We start from the raw sequence: 18004 nt of genomic DNA on the forward strand, positions 1-18004 counted from the left end.
AGATCGTTTGCGATTTGGGGGTCATGGGCATTTCCATCGTCACCGGCGGCGGTGCCGGCATCGGCGCGGCTGTGGCGCGCCGGCTGGCTGCGCCGGGCCAGCATCTCGTGCTGCACGGACAGGGAGCGGATGAAGCGAGCCTGGAGCGGCTTGCCGCCGTGGCCGACGAATGCCGACAGGCCGGTGCCGAGGTTGCCTGGCGCTGCGGGGATCTCGCCGTCGCGGGCACCGCGTCCGAACTGGTCGCCGCTACGCGCGAGAGGTTCGGCGCCGTCGACGCGCTCATCCATGCTGCGGGCTTCGCCGATCGCCGCAGTTTTCAAGATCTCACCCGCGAGAGACTCGATCACTCCTTTGCCGTGATGCCGGGCGCCTTTCATGAACTTGCGAGCGCCGCATTGCCCGATCTCACGCGCAGCGCGCAGGGACGCGTCGTCGCGATCTCGAGTTTCGTGGCGCATCGTTTCGTGCCCGGCGGCACTTTTCCGGCCTCCGCGGCAGCCAAGGCTGCGCTGGAAGCTCTGGTGAAGTGCCTCGCCATCGAGCTTGCACCGTCAGGCGCGACGGCCAATGTCGTCGTACCCGGCTATACGCGCAAGGATGCCGGACGACTCGGCTCGCTCGATCCGGCCGCCTGGGAGAGAGCGGCCAAGCTCAATCCGCTGCAGCAACTTGCTGAGCCCGTCGATATCGCTGCGACGGTGGCGTTCTTGGTGTCGCCGGAAGCCCGCCACATCACCGGTGCCGTGCTGCCGGTCGATGGCGGACTGACCTTGATGTAGGTATGCAGGACTGATGACGGGCGAAGCGAACGAGCAAGCGGCAGATGTCGTCGTATTGGGGGCGGGCATCGTCGGCACATCGACGGCCTATGCGATCCGCGAACGCGGCTTCTCCGTTGTTCTCGTCGATCGCAAGCCGCCGGGCGAGGAGACCTCTTACGGCAATGCCGGCATCCTCTCGAGCGCCTCGATCCTGCCGCTCAACAAGCCGTCGCTGTTCAAGGCGCTGCCGTCCTACCTCACCAACCAGAATGCGGCCCTGCGCTGGAATCCGGCCTGGACGCTGCGCAATCCCGATTGGGTGCTGCGCTTCCTCGCCAACGCGGCGCCGTCGCGGGTGAAGCCGCGGGCGACGGCGCTGCATGGCCTGATCGGCGCCTCGCTGAAACTGCACCGCGACTGGATCGTGAAAGCGGGGGAGCCGCAGCGCATCCGCGAGACCGGCTGGCTCAAGGTCTGGCGCAGCGATGCCATCGCGGCCGCCAAAGCCGAGCACGATTTTCTGGCGGAGTACGGCATCAAGAGCGAGTTGTTGGATCGCCAGGCGATCTCCGCGCTCGAGCCCCGCATCATCCCGGCCTACAAGGTCGGGCTGCTGCACAGCCAGACGGCTTCGGTCGATTCGCCGGGCAACGTCACCAAGGCCTATGCGCGGATGTACGAGGGACGAGGCGGCATATTGCTGATGTCCGAGATCAAGTCGCTGCTGACGGATGCCGAGGGCTGGCGCGTGGTGCTCGCCGACCGCGCGATCCGGGCCCGCCACATCGTGGTCGCGCTCGGACCGTGGTCGCCGGATATCCTGAGGCCGCTGGGCTACAAGGTGCCGATGGCCTTCGAGCGCGGCTATCACCAGGAGTTCAAGCCAAACCCGGCACGCGGCCTGGGCCGTCCGATCCACGATGCCGAGGGCAGCTTCGTGATGACGCCGATGGAGAACGGCATCCGCGTCAGCAGCGGCGTCGAGCTGACGGACCGGGACGCGCCATCGAACCTTGCCCAGCTCGAAGAGGTGGTGCCGCTGGCGCGTAGCGTCGCGGAATTCGGCGAGGCGGTGGCCGTCCCATGGCGCGGCGCGCGACCGACCTTGCCGGACTCGCTGCCGATGATCGGCCCGGCACCGCGCCATGCCGGCCTGTGGTTTGCATTCGGCAACCAGCATATCGGCTTCACCACGGGGCCGGCGACGGGGGCTGCCATTGCCGCGATGATCGCAGGCGACACGCCAGCGATCGACGCCGCGGCGTTTTCCCCGAGCCGCTACCTGTGAGAGCCGAAACAGTATCGGCGCGCGATCGCGCCACCGCGGAGAGGGCATGAACTACGTCTGGGATTTCGCGATCCTCACCAAATATAGTCGGCTGTTCTGGATCGGAATCGGCTGGACCATGGCCTACACGGTCGGCACGATCTTTCTCGGCACGATGATCGGGCTGATCGTCGGCATGGTCAGGCTCCGGCGACTGCCGGTGATCGACTGGTTGCTGCTCGCCTATATCGAGCTGTTCCGCTGCACGCCGCTGCTCGTGCAGATCATCTGGTTCTACTATGCTTTCCCGGTGCTGATCGGCGTCAACATCCCCGCGCATGTCGCGGCGATCTCCGTGCTGTCGCTCTATGGCGGGGCCTTCTACGCCGAGATCATACGCGGCAGCATCGAGAGCGTGCCGCGCGGGCAGTGGGATGCGGCACGCGCCCTCGGCCTGAAATCATGGCGCATGATGCGGCTCATCATCCTGCCGCAGGCGCTCAAGCCGATGCTCGCGCCTTACGTCAACCAGTCGGTCACCCAGCTCAAGAACACCTCGCTGGTGTCGGTGATCGCCGTACCGGATCTCGTCTACAACGCGACCCTGATCAATGCCGACACCTACCGGCCGCTCGAGGTCTACACGATCGTGGCCGTGATCTATTTCGCGATCCTGTTTCCCGCGACCTGGCTCGGCCGGCGGTTCGAGCGCGGCATGACGTACGATAAGGCGTGAGCCGCACTCCCGGATTTGTAGGGTGGGCAAGGCGCGAATGCGCCGTGCCCACCGCGTTGAGCGGCGACGCATTGTCGGTGGGCACGCTTCGCTCTGCCCACGCTACATCACCTTTAGTCATGGCGTCATTGCGAGCGAAGCGAAGCAATCCAGGGTCGAGAATATAGTCTGGATTGCTTCGTTGCTCGCGCTCCTCGCAATGACGGTCGCGAGCGGGATCAGATGCTCAGCTCGACCGGGACGTCCTCGGGCTTTACGCCGGACAGTGACAGGCCTTTGACGAACCATTCGCGCATCTGGCCGATGCCGCGATTGTAGTCCACCCACACCGAGAGGAAGTCGCGCCAGCGCTTGTCGGGCTCGCGTCGCACCGCCATCGCGGAGGCGACCGCGACCGAGGGCGACTGCAGGATCTTGTAGGTGCCGAGATTCGGGTTCTTGGCGATCGCGGTGAGTCCCAGCACCAGCGCATTGACGACGCAGTCGACGCGGCCGGACGACATCTCCAGCATCACCTCGTCGCGCGACTTCAACGATTTGATGGTCGCGTTGGGCGCAAAGCGCCGGGCCACCGCCTCGTTAGCGGAGCCGACGTCGACGGCGATTTTCACCTCCGGCTTGTTGATGTCGGCCCAGGTTTTCGCCTCCATGCCCTTCTTCAGCATGGCGCCGAACGGATGCGGAAACACGGTGTTGGTGAAATCGACCACCAGCGCGCGCTGCGGGGTCGGATTGAGTGCGAAGCCGAGATCGATCTTGTTGGCCTGCAGGTCGAGCACCGAATTGCCATAGGTCGACTCGATGTATTCGAGCTTGACGTCGAGCAGCTTGGCGATGTCGTTGGCCATCTCGATCGAGAAGCCCGACCAGGTGCCGCTGGCGAGATCCTTGTTGAAGTAGGGCAGCTCGCCCGGCAGCACGGCGATCCGCAGCACCTTGCTGGCGCGGACGCGGTCGAGCGTGTTGTCGGCTGCGGCCTGCGCCGATGCGGGCGCGGTCATCGCGGACGCAAGCGCTGCGCCGCTGCCGATCGCAAGCGCATAGCGCAAGGCCTCGCGGCGGTCTTCGGAAATCTTTTGTTCGTCGGATGTGGTCACTTAAATCCTCCTGCCCCGGCTGAGCGGAGCCTAGCGTCGGCCTCGCGCCTCAGCAACACGGATGTCAGCCGTTTCGGCAACGTCAGGAAGGCGGAGGCGATCGGTCACCACCTGCGAGCGTAACGCGTAGCGCGCCGATGCTTCATTCGGATGCAGGGCTGATCAAGCGATGATCGCTTTCGGCCTGCAGCTGCGCGCCGGCGCGCAGCCGATTGGCCAGCGGCTGCAACAGCTGTGGTGCCAGATAAATCGGAAACTGGCTCATCGCGAAATAGAGCCAGGTGGTGCCGGGCAGCGCGCCTTCGGTCGCGGCCAGCATGAGCCCCATGTTGCGCTGTGACACCATCAGCCCCAGCGCCATGGCGCGATCGTATCCTCGGGTGCGGAACAGCAGAATGGTGAGGCCAAGCAGCAGGAAGAACATCGCAAAGGCGAGCGCGGCGAGTGCCAGCATATGTAGGGGATCGGCCATGACGTCGGCGAGGACATGGCCCATCACCGCGGCCACGAAGACGTACAGGATCAGCACGTTCAGCCCGTCGATCGGGGCGCGATGGCGGCGGATCACCTCGATGCCGGCGACGAGGCGGATGATGACGGCGACGACAAGTGCGCCGGCGAGGATGCCTGCAAGCTTCAGCCCGAGCGCGAGCGGTGACAGGGTCAGGATCTGCCGGAGGAAGATGGAGGCGAACAGCGGAGCGGTGAGCGGCACCAGCGCTGTCGAGGTTACGAGCGTGATCAGCACCAGCGTCGCATCGAGCCCCATCAGCGCGGCCAGCGCGGGCGATGCCATCATCGGCGAGGCCATGGCCTGCAGCATCAGCGCCAGGAACAGATCGGGCGTGTGGGTATCGGCTGCGGCGAAATGCGCTGATAGGCCGACCAGCGCGGGAACGGCGACCGTCGTCCATCCGGTCGCCATCAGCACCAGCGCCGGCCGCCGCAGATGCGCGTGCAGAGCCGAGATATCGACCCGCATGAAGGAGATGCAGAGCAGGAGGAAGATCGCCTTGGTGACGTAGGGCCGTAGCAGATCGCCAAGCGGCGGCAGCGCGATCCCGAACAGCACGAGGGCAGCGATCGCGCGGGTGCCCTGGTTGCCGAGCCAGGTCAGGGCCTGAAGAGGAAGGGCGAGGGCGCCGCACAGCGGAGACAACATTCGAACGTCCGGAGCAACGAGATGAAGGAACGGCGCGACCATGCGTCAGCAGGGTTTCAGCGCAAAGTCACATCTCGTTACCGACGATGTCAGCGATCGTCCGCCTAGCCGGGCGCGCGAGGTCTCAGCGCGCGCCCGCACGTCGTCGTGGCCCGCGCTACTGGGCGCTGGAGCCGCCCACCACGATCTTCTCGTTCAGCTTCTGATCGACGATCTCGACCGTGCGGTCGATCTCGGCGCTGGGCATGCCGAGCTGATGCGAGATCAGCTTCACCAACAGGTCGACCCGCTCGATGAAGGGCGCGCCGCTGGCGACGGCGCGAGCCGCCGATGACGGCTTCAGCAGGCTTTCGGCCGCCTTCGCATATTTCTCGAACGGCACCTGATCCTTCGGGTCGGCGCCGAGACGCCGCGCGATCGCGTCGACATGGTCATAGATCGATTGCGAGAGCTTCAGGTCGCCATGCACGGCCTCGCGGATCGGCCGCGGCTCAGACGGCGTGATGCAGCGGTAATTGCCGGTGAGCAGCATCGACCATTTTGCCAATGGCACGAACAGCGAATCGAACACCTTGAGCTTGACCGGAACGTCCTTGCCCTCCAGCGTCACCGCATCGATGTCGGCCTCGAGCTCGCGCAGCAGTGCGTTGTGTTTCTCATCCGCGAATGTCGCGGCCTTGAAGTTCGTCGGCAGGCCGACATGCAGCACGTTTGGACCCTCTTCCGGCGGCCGGAAGGCCTGAGGATCGGGCGAGCAGAGCGTCACCAGGCCCGGGGTGAAGCGTTCCCACACCTGGGCATTGGTGTAGGCTTCCTCCAAATCCATGTTCGCCAGCGCGGGGATGCGCTTGAGGTAGGGCAGCGGCGGCATGTTCATGATCGACAGGCAAGGCAGCTTCGCCTCGGCGATCTTGACCATCAGTACCCGGATCGTGTGGTTGGTATATTGCGGCTCCTGCATCGCAAGCGCGACCAGATCGTAGCGGGAGAGCTCGACCTCGTTCGGCGCCTTCGCATCCAAGGTCCCCGGCAGGTCGCGGGAAAAGATCGAGCGGTGGGCCGGCTCGTCGCGCAGCTTGATGCGGACCTCGGTGCCGTCGCGATTGATGAGATCCGCGGTCTTCTTCCGGCACACCAGGGTGACGTTGTGGCCGGCCATCAGGAGCTTGGTCGCCAGCAATGAGCCGTATGAGGCTCCCAGGATCAGAATGTTGCGCGCCATACCTTGGTCTTCCCCAGACTATTTGTTCGAATTTTCAGTCACGCCGCGACGGGGATCGGCCCGAAGTCTTCGGTCAGACGCCCCGAAAGGACGGCGCAAAGATCGTCGTTGCGCCTCTGGCATGATGCATACCAGGGCGTACATCACACGGAACGGCCTGTCTGGCAAGACGCATCCCGCTCGTTCAACGCTCTCAGCCACGCCCCGATCTCGACGGCTGCGACATTCGCCTGATCCAGCAATTTGCCCATGGTGAAGAAGCCGTGGAACTGGCCCGGGAAATGCCGGTACGTGACTGCCACGCCGGCCTCTCGCAAACGCAACGCATAATCGTTGCCTTCGTCCCGCAAGGGATCGGCGCCTGCCGTCAGTACATACGCTGGCGGCAGGCCGACCAGCGTCTCCGCCCGCGCCGGGGATGCGCGCCAATCATGCACGTCGGCGGCGCTGCCGAGATAATGGTCGCGAAACCAGCGGATCACCGAATGCGTCAGCAGCACGCTGGTCTCGGGCTCGCTGTGCGAGGGATGGCTCATCGTGAAGTCGGTGGCGGGATAGATCAGCACCTGGCCCGCAATCTTAGGTCCTTTGCCGTCGCGTGCGGCGAGCGCGACCACGGCGGCGAGATTGCCGCCGGCCGAATCGCCACCGACGCTGAGCCGCCTCGCGTCGATGCCGATTGCAGCTGCGTTGTCGGCGATCCACTGCGCGGCTCCCACCGCATCGTCGACCGCCGCCGGGAATTTGTGCTCGGGCGCGAGGCGATAATCGACCGAGATCACGATCAGTTCGCCTTCATGCGCGAGCTTGCGGCAGACGATGTCGTGGGTGTCGAGATTGCCGATTACCCAGCCGCCGCCGTGGAAGAACACCAAGACTGGCGCGGGCCCATCCGGCAGCCGCATCGGCCGATACAGCCGTGCCGGGATCGCGCCGTGGGGAGCAGGGATGGCAAACTCTTGCACCTCGGCGAGTTCGGGCGGTTCCGGATTGGTGACAACGCGCGCGGCGAAGTAATAGGCGCGCGCTTCGTCCGGCGTGAGCGTTTCATATGCGGGCCGGCCAGCCTCCTGGAAGGCCTTGTAGACGGCGGCGGCATCGGCATCGAGCGTAACGGGCATTGGCTAGTGACCTCTTGAATGAGCTGCTGTCACGCGGCGGTGCGTCCGCCATCGACAGTGTAGGCGGAGCCGTTGACGTAACTCGCCTCGTCGGAGGCCAGGAAGGCGATGATGGAGGCGACCTCCGAAGCTTGTCCGAGCCGGCGGGCTGGAATTCGCTCGACGAGCTTGTCATGCGGCACCGATCCGCCACCGCGGCCTGCGACGATCGCGCTCAGCATGCGGCTGTCGATCAGGCCGGGACAGACACAGTTCACGCGGACATTGGTGCCGCTGCATTCGAAGGCCGCGCTCTTGGTCAGGCCGATCACGGCATGTTTGCTGGCGCTGTAGACTGCGATCTGCGGCGAGCCGATCAACCCCGCAATCGAGGCCGTGTTTATGATCGCGCCGCGGTTCTGCGCCAGCATCACCGGCAGCACGTGCTTCAAGCCGAGGAACACGCCGACCACGTTGACGTCGAGCACACGGCGGAAGGCGTCCAGCGGATAGTCGGTGATCGGCTTGATCTCGCCTTCGACGCCGGCATTGTTGTAGAAGACGTCGATCGTGCCGAAGCGGTCGCACGCGGCGCGGACATAAGCGGCTACATCCTCCTCGCGAGTCACGTCGGCGACGACCGCGAGAGCTTCGGCGCTCGCCGGCAGTTCGGCGATCGCGGCTTGCAGATCGGATTCGCGGCGGTCGACCGCGACGATGCGGGCGCCGCGCGCGGCCATCAGCCGCATCGTTGCGGCGCCGATCACGCCGGCAGCACCGGTGACGACGGCAACCTTGCCGTCAAGGCCAAGGGAAGCGGGCATTGTTTCCTCATTCTGCACCCGCTTGAGCCGGATGCTTCTTGTTGCCGCGGGTGGAACTTGCGGTTTGGCCGACTATCTCATCTGTGCAGGCGCCCGGCCAGCCCGCGGTACGCCGGGAAGTCGCCCTTTCGTCGCCTTATTCGGCATGTTAACGGGGTACCCGATCGAGAGCGGCGGATGGGACATGACGCCATTAGACTGTCCAAGACCCCGATTCGCCTGATAAAGCCGCGCGAGATGCATCGATTCATTACTGTCACCGGTCTCGCGGCCTTGCTGGCCGCCACCTCCCTCGCGCTGCCTCTGCCGGCGCGGGCGCAGATCGGCACGATCTTTTCTGACCCTGTTCCGCGTCCTCCAGGCAATATTCCGCGCCGTGGAGAACCGATGCCGCCTCCGGACGAGGAGGAAGAGGTGCCGGAACTGCCGCAAGGCCGGGTGCTGCCGGCGCCGACGCCCCGGCTGCCGCCAGGGCAGGGCGCCGCGCTGCCCGGTCCGGTGCAGTCGCAACCCTTGCCGCCGCCGCCTGGAAGCACCGTCGCGCCGCAGACTAACCCGCCCGTGGCGGCGGTGCCGCCGAACGGACAGCCGGGTGCTGCGCCGGCTCCGGGCGCCAACGCGAACCTGCCGGGTCTGCCACCCGGACAGCGGCAGCCGAGGGCCAATCCGCCGGCCGGCGCGCCGCAGAACGCGGCCGTGCCGCCGAACGGCAACGTGCCTCAGACGCCGGCCACCCTGCAGCCGGGCGACGAGGTCGTGACCGAGCCGCCGGCACAGAAGATCGTGAACAAGAAGGCGACGTTCTCGGGGCTCGACAAGATCACCGGCCGGATCATCAATTTCGACGAGGATATCGGCGAGACCGTGCAGTTCGGTGCGCTGCGGGTGAAGACCGACGCCTGCTATACGCGGCCGGCGACGGAAGCCGCCAACACCGACGCCTTCGTCGAGGTCGACGAGATCACCCTGCAGGGCGAGGTGAAGCGGATCTTCTCCGGCTGGATGTTCGCGGCGAGCCCGGGCCTCCACGGCGTCGAGCACCCGATCTACGATATCTGGCTGACGGACTGCAAAGATCCGCAGACCACGGTGGTCAGCGCCGCGCCCGACCCGTCGAAGCCGGCCGCGACGCCCGCCTCGCAGCCGGCGCAGAGACGGCCGCAGCGACAGCCACAGCCGCGCGCGCAAGCACCGGTGCCTCCGCCGCCGCAATATCAGACCCAGCAGGCCGCGCCGCCTCCACCGCCTCCGCAGTCGGGCGGCGGCCCGTTCGGGATTTTCCGCTAGCTCTGTTCTCGGCCGTCGTTGCGGACGCAAGCGACCAGATGCGATTGCATCGCGGCGAATGGAAGCGCGCTATCCACGCTCGGCGATGATCGCGAGCGCCTCGGCGCCTGAAATGGGGCGGTCGACCGGCAACCTGGCGAAATTGGCCGCAGGTCCCGCCAGCGCCTTCTCGAGCAGCGCGGTGTAGCGGCGGCGCGGGATCTCGACCGCGCCAAAGGTCTTCAGGTGCTCGGTGACATATTGGGTGTCGAGCAATTCGAAGCCGCCGGCGATCAGCCGGGCCACCAGGTGCACCAGCGCCACTTTGGACGCGTCGCGCGCGCGGTGAAACATGCTCTCGCCGAAAAACGCCCGGCCCAAGCTGACGCCATAGAGGCCGCCAACCAATTCGTCATTTTGCCAGCACTCGACGCTGTGGCAGTGCCCGATCGCGTAGAGGCCGGTATAGAGCTCGCGGATGCGCTTGTTGATCCAGGTGTCCTCGCGGCCCACCTGCGGCTCGGCGCAGCCGTCCATTACCGCCTTGAACGCCTTGTTGACGGTGACGGTGAAGACGTCCGAGCGCACCGTGCGCGCCAGCCGCGAGGCGACGCGGAAACCGTGGAGCGGGATGATGCCGCGCAGCTCGGGCTCGACCCAGAACAGGCTCGGATCGTCGGCGCTCTCGGCCATCGGAAAGATGCCGCAGGCATAGGCGCGCAGCAGAACTTCGGGCGTGATTTCGGACGCAGCAGACTCGCGCGAATTCATGGTTGAAGCATAGCAGGCGGCGGCCGCGTAGGCGACCGGCCATCACCGCATCTTGTGCGCCGGCCGCTTCTCAGCCCACTGCGGCGGCGGCCGGCCGCGGTGTCTGCTTGGTGCGGCTGAATCGCACGACGATCTTGGTGCCTTGATGGCTTGGATCGGGCTGTACGGTCGCGTCGAGCTTGGTCGCCATCGCGTTGACGATGCGCTGGCCCATGCCGGTCGAGCGTGGATCGCTGCCGGCGCCGTTCAAGCCCACGCCGTTATCGGCAATCGACAAGACGATGTCGTCGCCTTCGAGGCCCAGCTCCACATGGATGGGGCCCGGGCAATCCGGATAGGCGTATTTGACCGCGTTCATCACCAACTCGTTGACAATGATTCCGATCGCGACCGCGCGATCGGGATCGATCTCGATCGGCTCCGCCTTCAAGGTCAGCCGCGACATCCGGTTGCCTTCCGCGGAGCGGCGGAGGTCTTCGAGCAACGCCTCGAGATATTGATTGAGTAGCACGCTCTTCAGGTCGTGCGACGTGTAGAGACGGCGATGCACCTGTGCCACGGCCGCGACGCGTCCCATCGCATTGGTGAGCGCTGCCTTGACGTCTTCCTGGGCGCTGCTGTTGGCCTGCAGATGCAAAAGCGAGGCGATGATCTGCAGCGAGTTTCCGACGCGGTGATTGACCTCGCGGAGCAGCACCTCGCGCTCGGCAGCGAGCGCGGCATAGCGGTCACGGGAGGCCCGCACCTCGGCCTCGGCTTCGTCGCGAGCCTTCTGCAGGCGCGCTTGGCGCAGCGCGCCTTCGGCAGCCACCTGCAGGAGCGGAACGAACTCGCCCTGAACGTCCTTGACGAGATAATCGGCGGCGCCGGCCTTCAGCGCCGTCACCGCGATCTTGGAGTCTTGCGAGGCGGTGACGAACACGACCGGGGGTGGATCGGGCAGCGCCAAAATGCGCTCCAGCGTCTCCAAACCGTCGAACCCTGGCATGTACTGGTCCAGCGCCACCACGTCGATGCCGCCCTGTTCGAGGCGCGCCAATCCTTCAGCGCCGCCGGGCGCGTGTTCCACCTTGAAGCCCGAGCGCGTGAGGCCGCGTTCGACCAGCCGCGCCAGCGCCGCGTCGTCATCGATGTAGAGCAGGGTGGGAGAGGGTGACGTCATGCCGTGGGTGGAACCTGGATGACCGAGAAGAACAGGCCGAGCTGGCGAATGGCGTTGGCGAAACTCTCGTAGTTCACTGGCTTGGTGATGTAGACGTTGCAACCGAGTTCGTAGCATCGCTTGATCTCCTGCGAGTCATCGGTCGTGGTCAGGATCACGACCGGCGCGCTCTTCAGGAACTTGTTTTCCTTGACCGTCCGCAGGATCTCGATGCCGGTCATATCAGGCAGATTGAGATCGAGCAGGATCAGGAGCGCGCGCCCTTTGTGCGCAATACCGCTGCCGTCGTCCCCCAACAGATACTTCACGGCATCTGTACCGTTGCTGAACGGGATGATCTCATTGTTCACGCCGGAGCGGCGGATGTTCCGCTCGATCAGGCGGGCGTGTCCCTCGTCATCCTCGATCATGATGATCGTCACGGGCATGGTCATCGATCTAAGTTCCGGTTGCTGGCGTTCCAGTTGATCGGGAGCGTGATGGTGAACGTGCTGCCTTGCCCGAGGTCCGATGCGACCGACATGGTTCCGCCCAAGCGCCGAACCAATGCGCGCACATGGGCAAGTCCTATGCCCTGTCCAGGCCGGTCCTGGGCTCCCGCACGGCGGAACAGCTCAAAGATACGCTGATGATCCTTCGGATCAATCCCCCGGCCGTTATCGGTGATCTCCAAAATCGCAAAGCCGAGCTTGGTGCGCGCCCGGATCGCGATGTCGCCGGGCATGTCTGGCTTTAGATATTTGATCGCATTGTCGATGAGGTTGGAGAAGATCTGCTCCAGCGCAAGGCGATCGCTGACGATGGTCGGCAGCGGCTCGACCCGGATCGTCGCATTGGCCTCGGCCGCCTGATGGGCGAGCGTCGTCACGATCGTCTCTATCAGCTCGCGTAGATCGATCCGGGTCGGCACGAATTCGCGGCGGCCTTCGCGGGTGAGGTTCAGGATCGCCGTGATCAGGCGATCCATCTTGGCGATCGACGATTTGATGAAGCCGAGCGCTTCGGAAAAATCCTCCGAGAGCTGCTTGTCGGTGTCCCCGAGCTCGGGCTCGGCTCCCTCCGGGGGCGGCGGGGAGGCTGAGGCTGCCCGCGCCAGCGTGGCGAGCCGCCGGAAGATGTCGTTGCGCAGTTCCTCCAGCTCGCTGGTGAAGCCCATGATGTTCACTAGCGGCGAGCGCAAATCGTGGCTGACGATATAGGCAAAGCGCTGGATTTCGTCGTTGGCCTCGCGCAAGTCCGCGGTGCGCTCGTCGACGGTGGCTTCAAGGTTGAGATTGTTCTCCCGCAGCCGCGCTTCGGCCTCGTCGCGGGCACGGGTGGAACGGCGGACCAGGAGAACCGAAATGCCGGCAAGCAGCACCACCAGGCCTGAGCCCGTGATGGTCACGAGCGTCGCGAGGCTCTGGCTGGAGTCGGCGCTGGCCGCCCGCAGTGCAAACAGCCGTTCCTCCTCGGTGCGCATCTGCCCAGCGGTGTCTTGGATATTCGTGTTGGTATTGCTCGATGCCGCGCTGCGGACCAACGCGGCGGCTCCTGCCGCATCACCTTGTGCAGCCAGCGCCTTCTCACGCTCGAATTGGCCGAGCCGGGTTTCGATCTCCCTCCGCAACCTAGCCAGATGCGTCACCTGCAGCTGATTGTCGGCCACCAAGCTCGCGAGCTTATCGAGGTCGGGGTGGATTGCAGCCACAGCGGCGTCGTGCGCCGCCAAGAACTCGTCACCGCGGGTCAAAAGGTAGCCGCGCGCATTGCTCTCGGCGCGGCGGACATCGAGCAGTAGCGTGTTCAGCTGGTTTTCGACCTCGATGGTGTGGACCACCCGGCCGCTGTCGTCGCGGGCCTTGTCCACCAGCAACACGGAGGCCGTGCTGATCACGACCAGCACCAAGAAGCCCGCCGACAGCAGCAGGATCTGACCCAGCGTACGCCTGTGTCTCACCTCAGGCGCCACGATCTACGCTCATCGTCCACGGAAAAATTGATGGCCCCCGCGGGGAACGTTCCCCGAGCCAAAACGCTGATGTGCTGATTTGGTTCCGTGGCGGCCTTTAGAAAAGAGCGGAGCGCCTCAATCCGCCTTCTGCCCCGCGAGATACTGCTCGAGCCAATGGATGTGGTAGTCGCCGTCGATGATCGCCGGCTCGCGCACCAGCGCGCGGAACAGCGGCAGCGTCGTCTCGACGCCTTCGACGACCATTTCGTCCAGCGCGCGCCGCAACCGCATCAGGCATTCGACACGGGTCTTGCCGTGCACGATCAGCTTGCCGACCAGCGAGTCGTAGAAGGGCGGGATCACGTAGCCCTGGTAGACGGCGGAATCGATCCGGACGCCGAGGCCGCCGGGTGGGTGATATTGCTGGATCTTGCCGGGCGATGGACGGAAGGTGACCGGGTTCTCGGCATTCACGCGGCATTCGATCGAATGGCCGTTGATGACGACCTCGTCCTGGGTCATCGGCAGATCGCCGCCGGCGGCGATGCGAATCTGCTCCAGCACGAGATCGATTCCGGTGATCATCTCGGTGACGGGATGCTCGACCTGGATGCGGGTGTTCATCTCGATGAAATAGAATTCGCCGTCCTCGTAGAGGAATTCGACGGTGCCGACGCCGAGATATTTCAGCTCCTGCATCGCCTTCGCGACCGTCTCGCCGATCTTGGCTCGGCCTGCCGCGTCCAGTGCGGGCGAGGGGCCTTCTTCCCAGACCTTCTGATGGCGGCGCTGCAGCGAGCAGTCGCGCTCGCCAAGATGGATGGCACCACCGCGGCCATCGCCGAGGACTTGGATTTCGATATGCCGCGGCTTCTGCAGATATTTTTCCAGATAGACCGAGGCGTCGCCGAAGGCCGATCTGGCCTCGTTGGCGGCGGTGGTCAGCGCGAGCGCAAGATCGGCCTCGGTGTGCGCGACCTTCATGCCGCGACCGCCGCCGCCGGCTGCCGCCTTCACCAGCACCGGAAAGCCGATCTCCTTGGCGATCGCCATCGCATCCTGATCGGGCGCGACCGCGCCGTCCGAGCCCGGCACCACGGGAATGCCAAGGCGCTTGGCCGTCTTCTTGGCCTCGATCTTGTCGCCCATCAGGCGGATGTGCTCGGCCTTGGGGCCGATGAAGTGCAGGTTGTGCTCGGCGAGAATTTCCGCAAAACGTGCATTTTCGGACAGGAAGCCGTAGCCCGGATGCACTGCGTCGGCGCCGGTGATCTCGCAGGCGGCCAGCAGCGCCGGAACGTTGAGATAGCTGTCCTTCGAGGGCGGCGGTCCGATGCAGACGCTCTCATCGGCGAGCCGCACATGCATGGCATCAGCGTCGGCGGTCGAATGCACCGCGACGGTGGAGATGCCGAGCTCCTTGCAAGCCCGCAGAATGCGAAGGGCGATTTCGCCGCGATTGGCGATCAGAATCTTGTCGAACATGTTGCCTCGATGGGCGAGTGGCGAATAGCGAGCAGGGAATGAACAACTTCGCTATTCGCCCGTTCGCTCTTCGCTCCTATTCAATGATCACCAGCGGCTCGCCGAACTCGACCGGCTGGCCATCCTCGACCAGGATCTGCGTCACAGTCCCCGCGCGCGGGGAGGGGATCTGGTTCATCGTTTTCATGGCTTCGATGATCATCAAGGTCTGGCCGACCGTGACCTTGGCCCCGACCTCGACGAATGGCTTGGCGCCGGGCTCGGGTGCCCAATAGGCGGTGCCGACCATCGGCGACGGAACCACACCGGGATGTTTCGACAGATCGGCGCCGGCCGCAGCCGCCGCGACGACGACCGGCACGCCGGCCGCAGCGGCGGTCACGGCCGAGGGGACGGCCGCCGCCACGGTCACGTTGCGTGCCACGCGGACGCGCAATCCCGCGCGTTCAAGCTCGATCTCGGTCAGGCTGGTTTCGTCGAGCAAGGCCGCGAGTTCGCGGATCAGCTCGCTGTCGTCGGATTTCATCGGTGTCTTGTCATTGGGCTGGCGCGCCATGATGGTGATCCAAAACTCTTCTTGCTGTTCTGCCGGGCGGAAAGGCCTTAGGCCGTTGCCTTGTTGGTATTTCCGGCGCCAATTCTCTCGGCAAGCCCGGCGATGGCCAATCGATAGCCGTCGATGCCGAACCCGCAAACGGATGCAAACGCCGCCTTCGCGGTGAAAGAATGGTGCCGGAAGCTCTCGCGGGCGTGGATGTTGCTGATATGCACCTCCACGGCGGGGATTTTGACCGCCATCAACGCGTCGTGCAACGCGATCGAGGTGTGAGAATAGGCGCCCGCATTGATGATGATGCCGACCGCCTGCTTGGCCCGGGCCTCGTGGATGCAGTCGACCAGCACACCCTCATGGTTCGACTGGCGACACTCCGCGGTCAGGCCGTACGCCGCCGCCGTGTCGATGCACAGCTTCTCGACGTCGGCGAGGGTTGCATGGCCATAGGTTTCCGGCTCGCGGGTGCCCAACAGGTTAAGGTTGGGTCCGTTGAGAACGTAGATCGTCTGCTGAGGGGCTTCGGCCATCCCAATCCCGGCAATGTGGCGGCAGGTGGCCGGGGTTATATGTAACAAAACTGCGAAGGGGAAGCCTTTCGCAGGGCAGGATGTTACCCCAGATCGCTCAACCGGCTTATAAAAACGTGCGCCGAAGCTGTGGAAATCGCAGGTTAACCACCATGACGGCGCTGCAGCGGAAAAGCGATGAGCCCAGCCACGAAAATGGGCGGGCATTGCTGCCCGCCCTCTGTCTCTTCACGCGCCGGGTCGCAATCAGGCGTCCAGAACCGCGACGATCTCGTAGGTGTTCGGATCGATGACGACGATCCGGTCATGGACCACGATGAAGTCAAATCCGCGCCATTCCGGGTAGATGCTCACGACTTCCGTCGGAAGCGGACGGAAGTGGATGTCGCGCGGCACGCGTGTGCCGACGGAGACCGAGAAGTTGACGTTGTTCAGCGACTCGACGTGCTGGCTGCGGATCACGCTCGAGATCTTGGTGCGCTGCTCAGTCGAGAGCTTGGCGCCGGCGCCCGCCTGGCCGGTGGTGACCTGCGAACGATCGGTGCCGGTCTTGGTCTGCGCGTTCATGTTGGCGCCGCTGCCACCCTCTCGGCTCTGCGCGTTCATGTTGGTGCCGCTGGCGCCCTCTCGGCTTTGCGCGTTCATATTGGTGCCGCTACGGCCCTCGCGATTCTCAGCGTTGCTGGTGCCGGTCTTGCTGTCGCGGCCTTCAGCCTTCATCTCCTTGGAGCCGCCCTTGGTCTCGTTCTCCGAGCTCATGCTCTTCGACTTCTGACCACGCATGTTGTCTTCGGCATGCTGCCCCTTGGCGCTGCCCTTCTGCTCGGACTGGCTCGACTTCATCTCCTTGGAGCCGCCCGCGGACGGGGATGTGCCGTCGCGGTTCATTGTAGCGCTGCCACTCGAGCCGGGGCCCGACGTCGTGCCACCCGTCGCGCCGCCCTGCATTGCAGCACCACTGGATTCGTGGCCACCGGTGCCCGCGCCCTGCGCGTGCGCAAATCCGGCACCGGCGATCAGCGCGATCGCCGCAACGGATACCATCAAGCGATTAGTCATTCTCAATCCTCCTCGTGTTATCGGCATTGCCCGCGCCGACAACTGCAGGAGATTGGAGATGTTCCGTACGCTGCGATTGGTTCCAGGATTTTGTTGTCGCTCGCGGCTTTCTGAACGGATGCTCAGCTTGCTGAACACAAGATGACCGCACGATCATCAGCCGTACAAACAACAAGGGCCGGTTGCTTCAACCGACCCTTGCGAGTGTTAGTTGGCTCGACGTGAGATAGCAGGCGCTTCAATCAGCAAGTTGCCTTGCCGCAGCGGGCGTTGCTGATCTTCTCCTTGAGGCCCTCGAGTCCGACGGCACCGATCACGACCTTGTTGCCGATGACGTAGCTCGGCGTGCCGTTCATCCCCATGTCCTCGGCGAGCTTGAAATTCTCCTCGATCGTCGCCTTGGCTTCCGGGCCTGCCATGTCCTTCTCGATCTTGTTCATGTCGAGGCCGAGGTCCTTGGCCACCGCGAGCGCGTGCGCCTTGTCGGCAGGGCCGCGGCCGCCCAACAGCTTCTGGTGGAAGTCGAGATATTTCTGCGGCGCCTGCATCCGCACGGCGACGGCGACCTGCGCCGCCTCGACGGAGCCCTGGCTCAGCACCGGGAATTCTTTCAGCACCACCTTCAACTTGCTGTCGCTCTTCAAGAGGTCGAGCATGTCGGCCATGGCGCGTTTACAGTAGCCGCAATTGTAGTCGAAGAATTCGACGAAGGTGACGTCGCCGTCCTTGTTGCCGAGCACGACGCCGCGCGGCGAATTGAAGATCGCATCCGCGTTCTTGGCGATGCTCGCCTCATGCTTGGCGGCTTCCGCGGCAGCCTGGCGCTTGCCGAGTTCGGTCATCGACTCTTCCAGGACTTCGGGATGCGAAACCAGATAGTTCTTGATGATGGTCTCGATCTCGCCGCGCTGAGCGTCGGAAAAGCTCTCTGCAGACACCGCCTGCGGCGCGGCACACAACGAAAGCGCGACCAGCGCAGGGAAGAGGGGGCGGAGTGACGACATGTACGTGGCTCTCTGGGTCAAAACGATCGTGTCCTTATCGTTGGTCGTGGTCGGGTCTGCAAGGCGAGA

The 18004-nt window shown here is 64.7% G+C and carries 18 protein-coding genes; 4 read left to right on the forward strand and 14 right to left on the reverse strand.

The features are described from left to right. The first annotated feature begins 23 nt into the window (after positions 1–23). Genes QX071_RS16540 through QX071_RS16550 form a run of 3 tightly spaced genes read left to right on the forward strand, consistent with a single transcriptional unit; the run spans position 24 to position 2767 of the window. Entirely contained in the window at positions 24–782 is a 759-nt protein-coding gene (locus tag QX071_RS16540) for an SDR family NAD(P)-dependent oxidoreductase (RefSeq protein ID WP_315703710.1), read from the forward strand. A gap of 13 nt (positions 783–795) precedes the next feature. Next, positions 796–2052, forward strand: a complete 1257-nt coding sequence (locus QX071_RS16545; RefSeq protein ID WP_315703711.1) for an FAD-dependent oxidoreductase — start codon at positions 796–798, stop codon at positions 2050–2052. A gap of 46 nt (positions 2053–2098) precedes the next feature. Continuing rightward, positions 2099–2767, forward strand: coding sequence for an amino acid ABC transporter permease (locus QX071_RS16550; protein ID WP_315703712.1), 669 nt, complete (start codon positions 2099–2101; stop codon positions 2765–2767). 218 nt (positions 2768–2985) lie between these two features. Here QX071_RS16550 and QX071_RS16555 read toward each other — a convergent pair whose 3' ends face one another. From QX071_RS16555 to QX071_RS16575, 5 genes are all read right to left on the reverse strand, one after another. Further along, positions 2986–3864 carry a transporter substrate-binding domain-containing protein gene (locus QX071_RS16555; protein ID WP_315703713.1) on the reverse strand — a complete coding sequence of 293 codons (879 nt, stop codon included), beginning with the start codon at positions 3862–3864 and terminating at the stop codon, positions 2986–2988. Positions 3865–4006: 142 nt separating this feature from the next. Next, entirely contained in the window at positions 4007–5026 is a 1020-nt protein-coding gene (locus QX071_RS16560; RefSeq protein ID WP_315703714.1) for a Na+-dependent transporter, read from the reverse strand. Positions 5027–5183: 157 nt separating this feature from the next. Next, the gene (locus QX071_RS16565; protein WP_315703715.1) at positions 5184–6248 is read right to left on the reverse strand and encodes a hypothetical protein; all 1065 of its coding nucleotides are present in this window, start codon (positions 6246–6248) and stop codon (positions 5184–5186) included. A 143-nt stretch (positions 6249–6391) separates the two neighbouring features. Further along, positions 6392–7369 carry an alpha/beta hydrolase gene (locus tag QX071_RS16570; protein WP_315703716.1) on the reverse strand — a complete coding sequence of 326 codons (978 nt, stop codon included), beginning with the start codon at positions 7367–7369 and terminating at the stop codon, positions 6392–6394. Between the two features lie 29 nt (positions 7370–7398). Next, entirely contained in the window at positions 7399–8172 is a 774-nt protein-coding gene (locus QX071_RS16575; RefSeq protein ID WP_315703717.1) for an SDR family oxidoreductase, read from the reverse strand. Between the two features lie 237 nt (positions 8173–8409). Between QX071_RS16575 and QX071_RS16580 the strand changes: the two genes are divergently transcribed. Then, a complete protein-coding gene (locus tag QX071_RS16580; RefSeq protein ID WP_315703718.1) occupies positions 8410–9459 on the forward strand; it encodes a DUF2155 domain-containing protein in 1050 nt (349 codons plus the stop codon). A gap of 69 nt (positions 9460–9528) precedes the next feature. Here QX071_RS16580 and aat read toward each other — a convergent pair whose 3' ends face one another. The 9 genes from aat to QX071_RS16625 form a co-directional block, all read right to left on the reverse strand. Next, positions 9529–10209: a leucyl/phenylalanyl-tRNA--protein transferase gene (gene aat, locus QX071_RS16585; protein WP_315703719.1), complete on the reverse strand. Its 681-nt coding sequence runs from the start codon at positions 10207–10209 to the stop codon at positions 9529–9531. 70 nt (positions 10210–10279) lie between these two features. Next, positions 10280–11371, reverse strand: coding sequence for a sensor histidine kinase (locus QX071_RS16590; protein WP_315703720.1), 1092 nt, complete (start codon positions 11369–11371; stop codon positions 10280–10282). Next, positions 11368–11805: a response regulator gene (locus QX071_RS16595; RefSeq protein WP_315703721.1), complete on the reverse strand. Its 438-nt coding sequence runs from the start codon at positions 11803–11805 to the stop codon at positions 11368–11370. Before QX071_RS16595 ends, QX071_RS16590 begins: the two co-directional genes overlap by 4 nt. Continuing rightward, entirely contained in the window at positions 11802–13322 is a 1521-nt protein-coding gene (locus QX071_RS16600) for a sensor histidine kinase (protein ID WP_315703722.1), read from the reverse strand. Before QX071_RS16600 ends, QX071_RS16595 begins: the two co-directional genes overlap by 4 nt. Positions 13323–13439: 117 nt before the next feature. Further along, a complete protein-coding gene (gene accC / locus QX071_RS16605) occupies positions 13440–14789 on the reverse strand; it encodes an acetyl-CoA carboxylase biotin carboxylase subunit (RefSeq protein WP_315703723.1) in 1350 nt (449 codons plus the stop codon). Between the two features lie 76 nt (positions 14790–14865). Then, positions 14866–15345 carry an acetyl-CoA carboxylase biotin carboxyl carrier protein gene (accB, locus tag QX071_RS16610; RefSeq protein ID WP_315703724.1) on the reverse strand — a complete coding sequence of 160 codons (480 nt, stop codon included), beginning with the start codon at positions 15343–15345 and terminating at the stop codon, positions 14866–14868. A gap of 47 nt (positions 15346–15392) precedes the next feature. Next, a complete protein-coding gene (gene aroQ / locus QX071_RS16615) occupies positions 15393–15872 on the reverse strand; it encodes a type II 3-dehydroquinate dehydratase (RefSeq protein ID WP_315704270.1) in 480 nt (159 codons plus the stop codon). A 246-nt stretch (positions 15873–16118) separates the two neighbouring features. Beyond that, positions 16119–16931, reverse strand: coding sequence for a DUF1236 domain-containing protein (locus QX071_RS16620; protein WP_315703725.1), 813 nt, complete (start codon positions 16929–16931; stop codon positions 16119–16121). Between the two features lie 242 nt (positions 16932–17173). Continuing rightward, positions 17174–17935 (reverse strand): DsbA family protein, encoded by a 762-nt coding sequence (locus QX071_RS16625; protein ID WP_315703726.1) that lies wholly within the window; start codon positions 17933–17935, stop codon positions 17174–17176. Between the last annotated feature and the right edge of the window lie 69 nt (positions 17936–18004).

Source organism: Bradyrhizobium sp. SZCCHNS1022 (assembly GCF_032484835.1).
Taxonomy (GTDB): Bacteria; Pseudomonadota; Alphaproteobacteria; order Rhizobiales; family Xanthobacteraceae; genus Bradyrhizobium.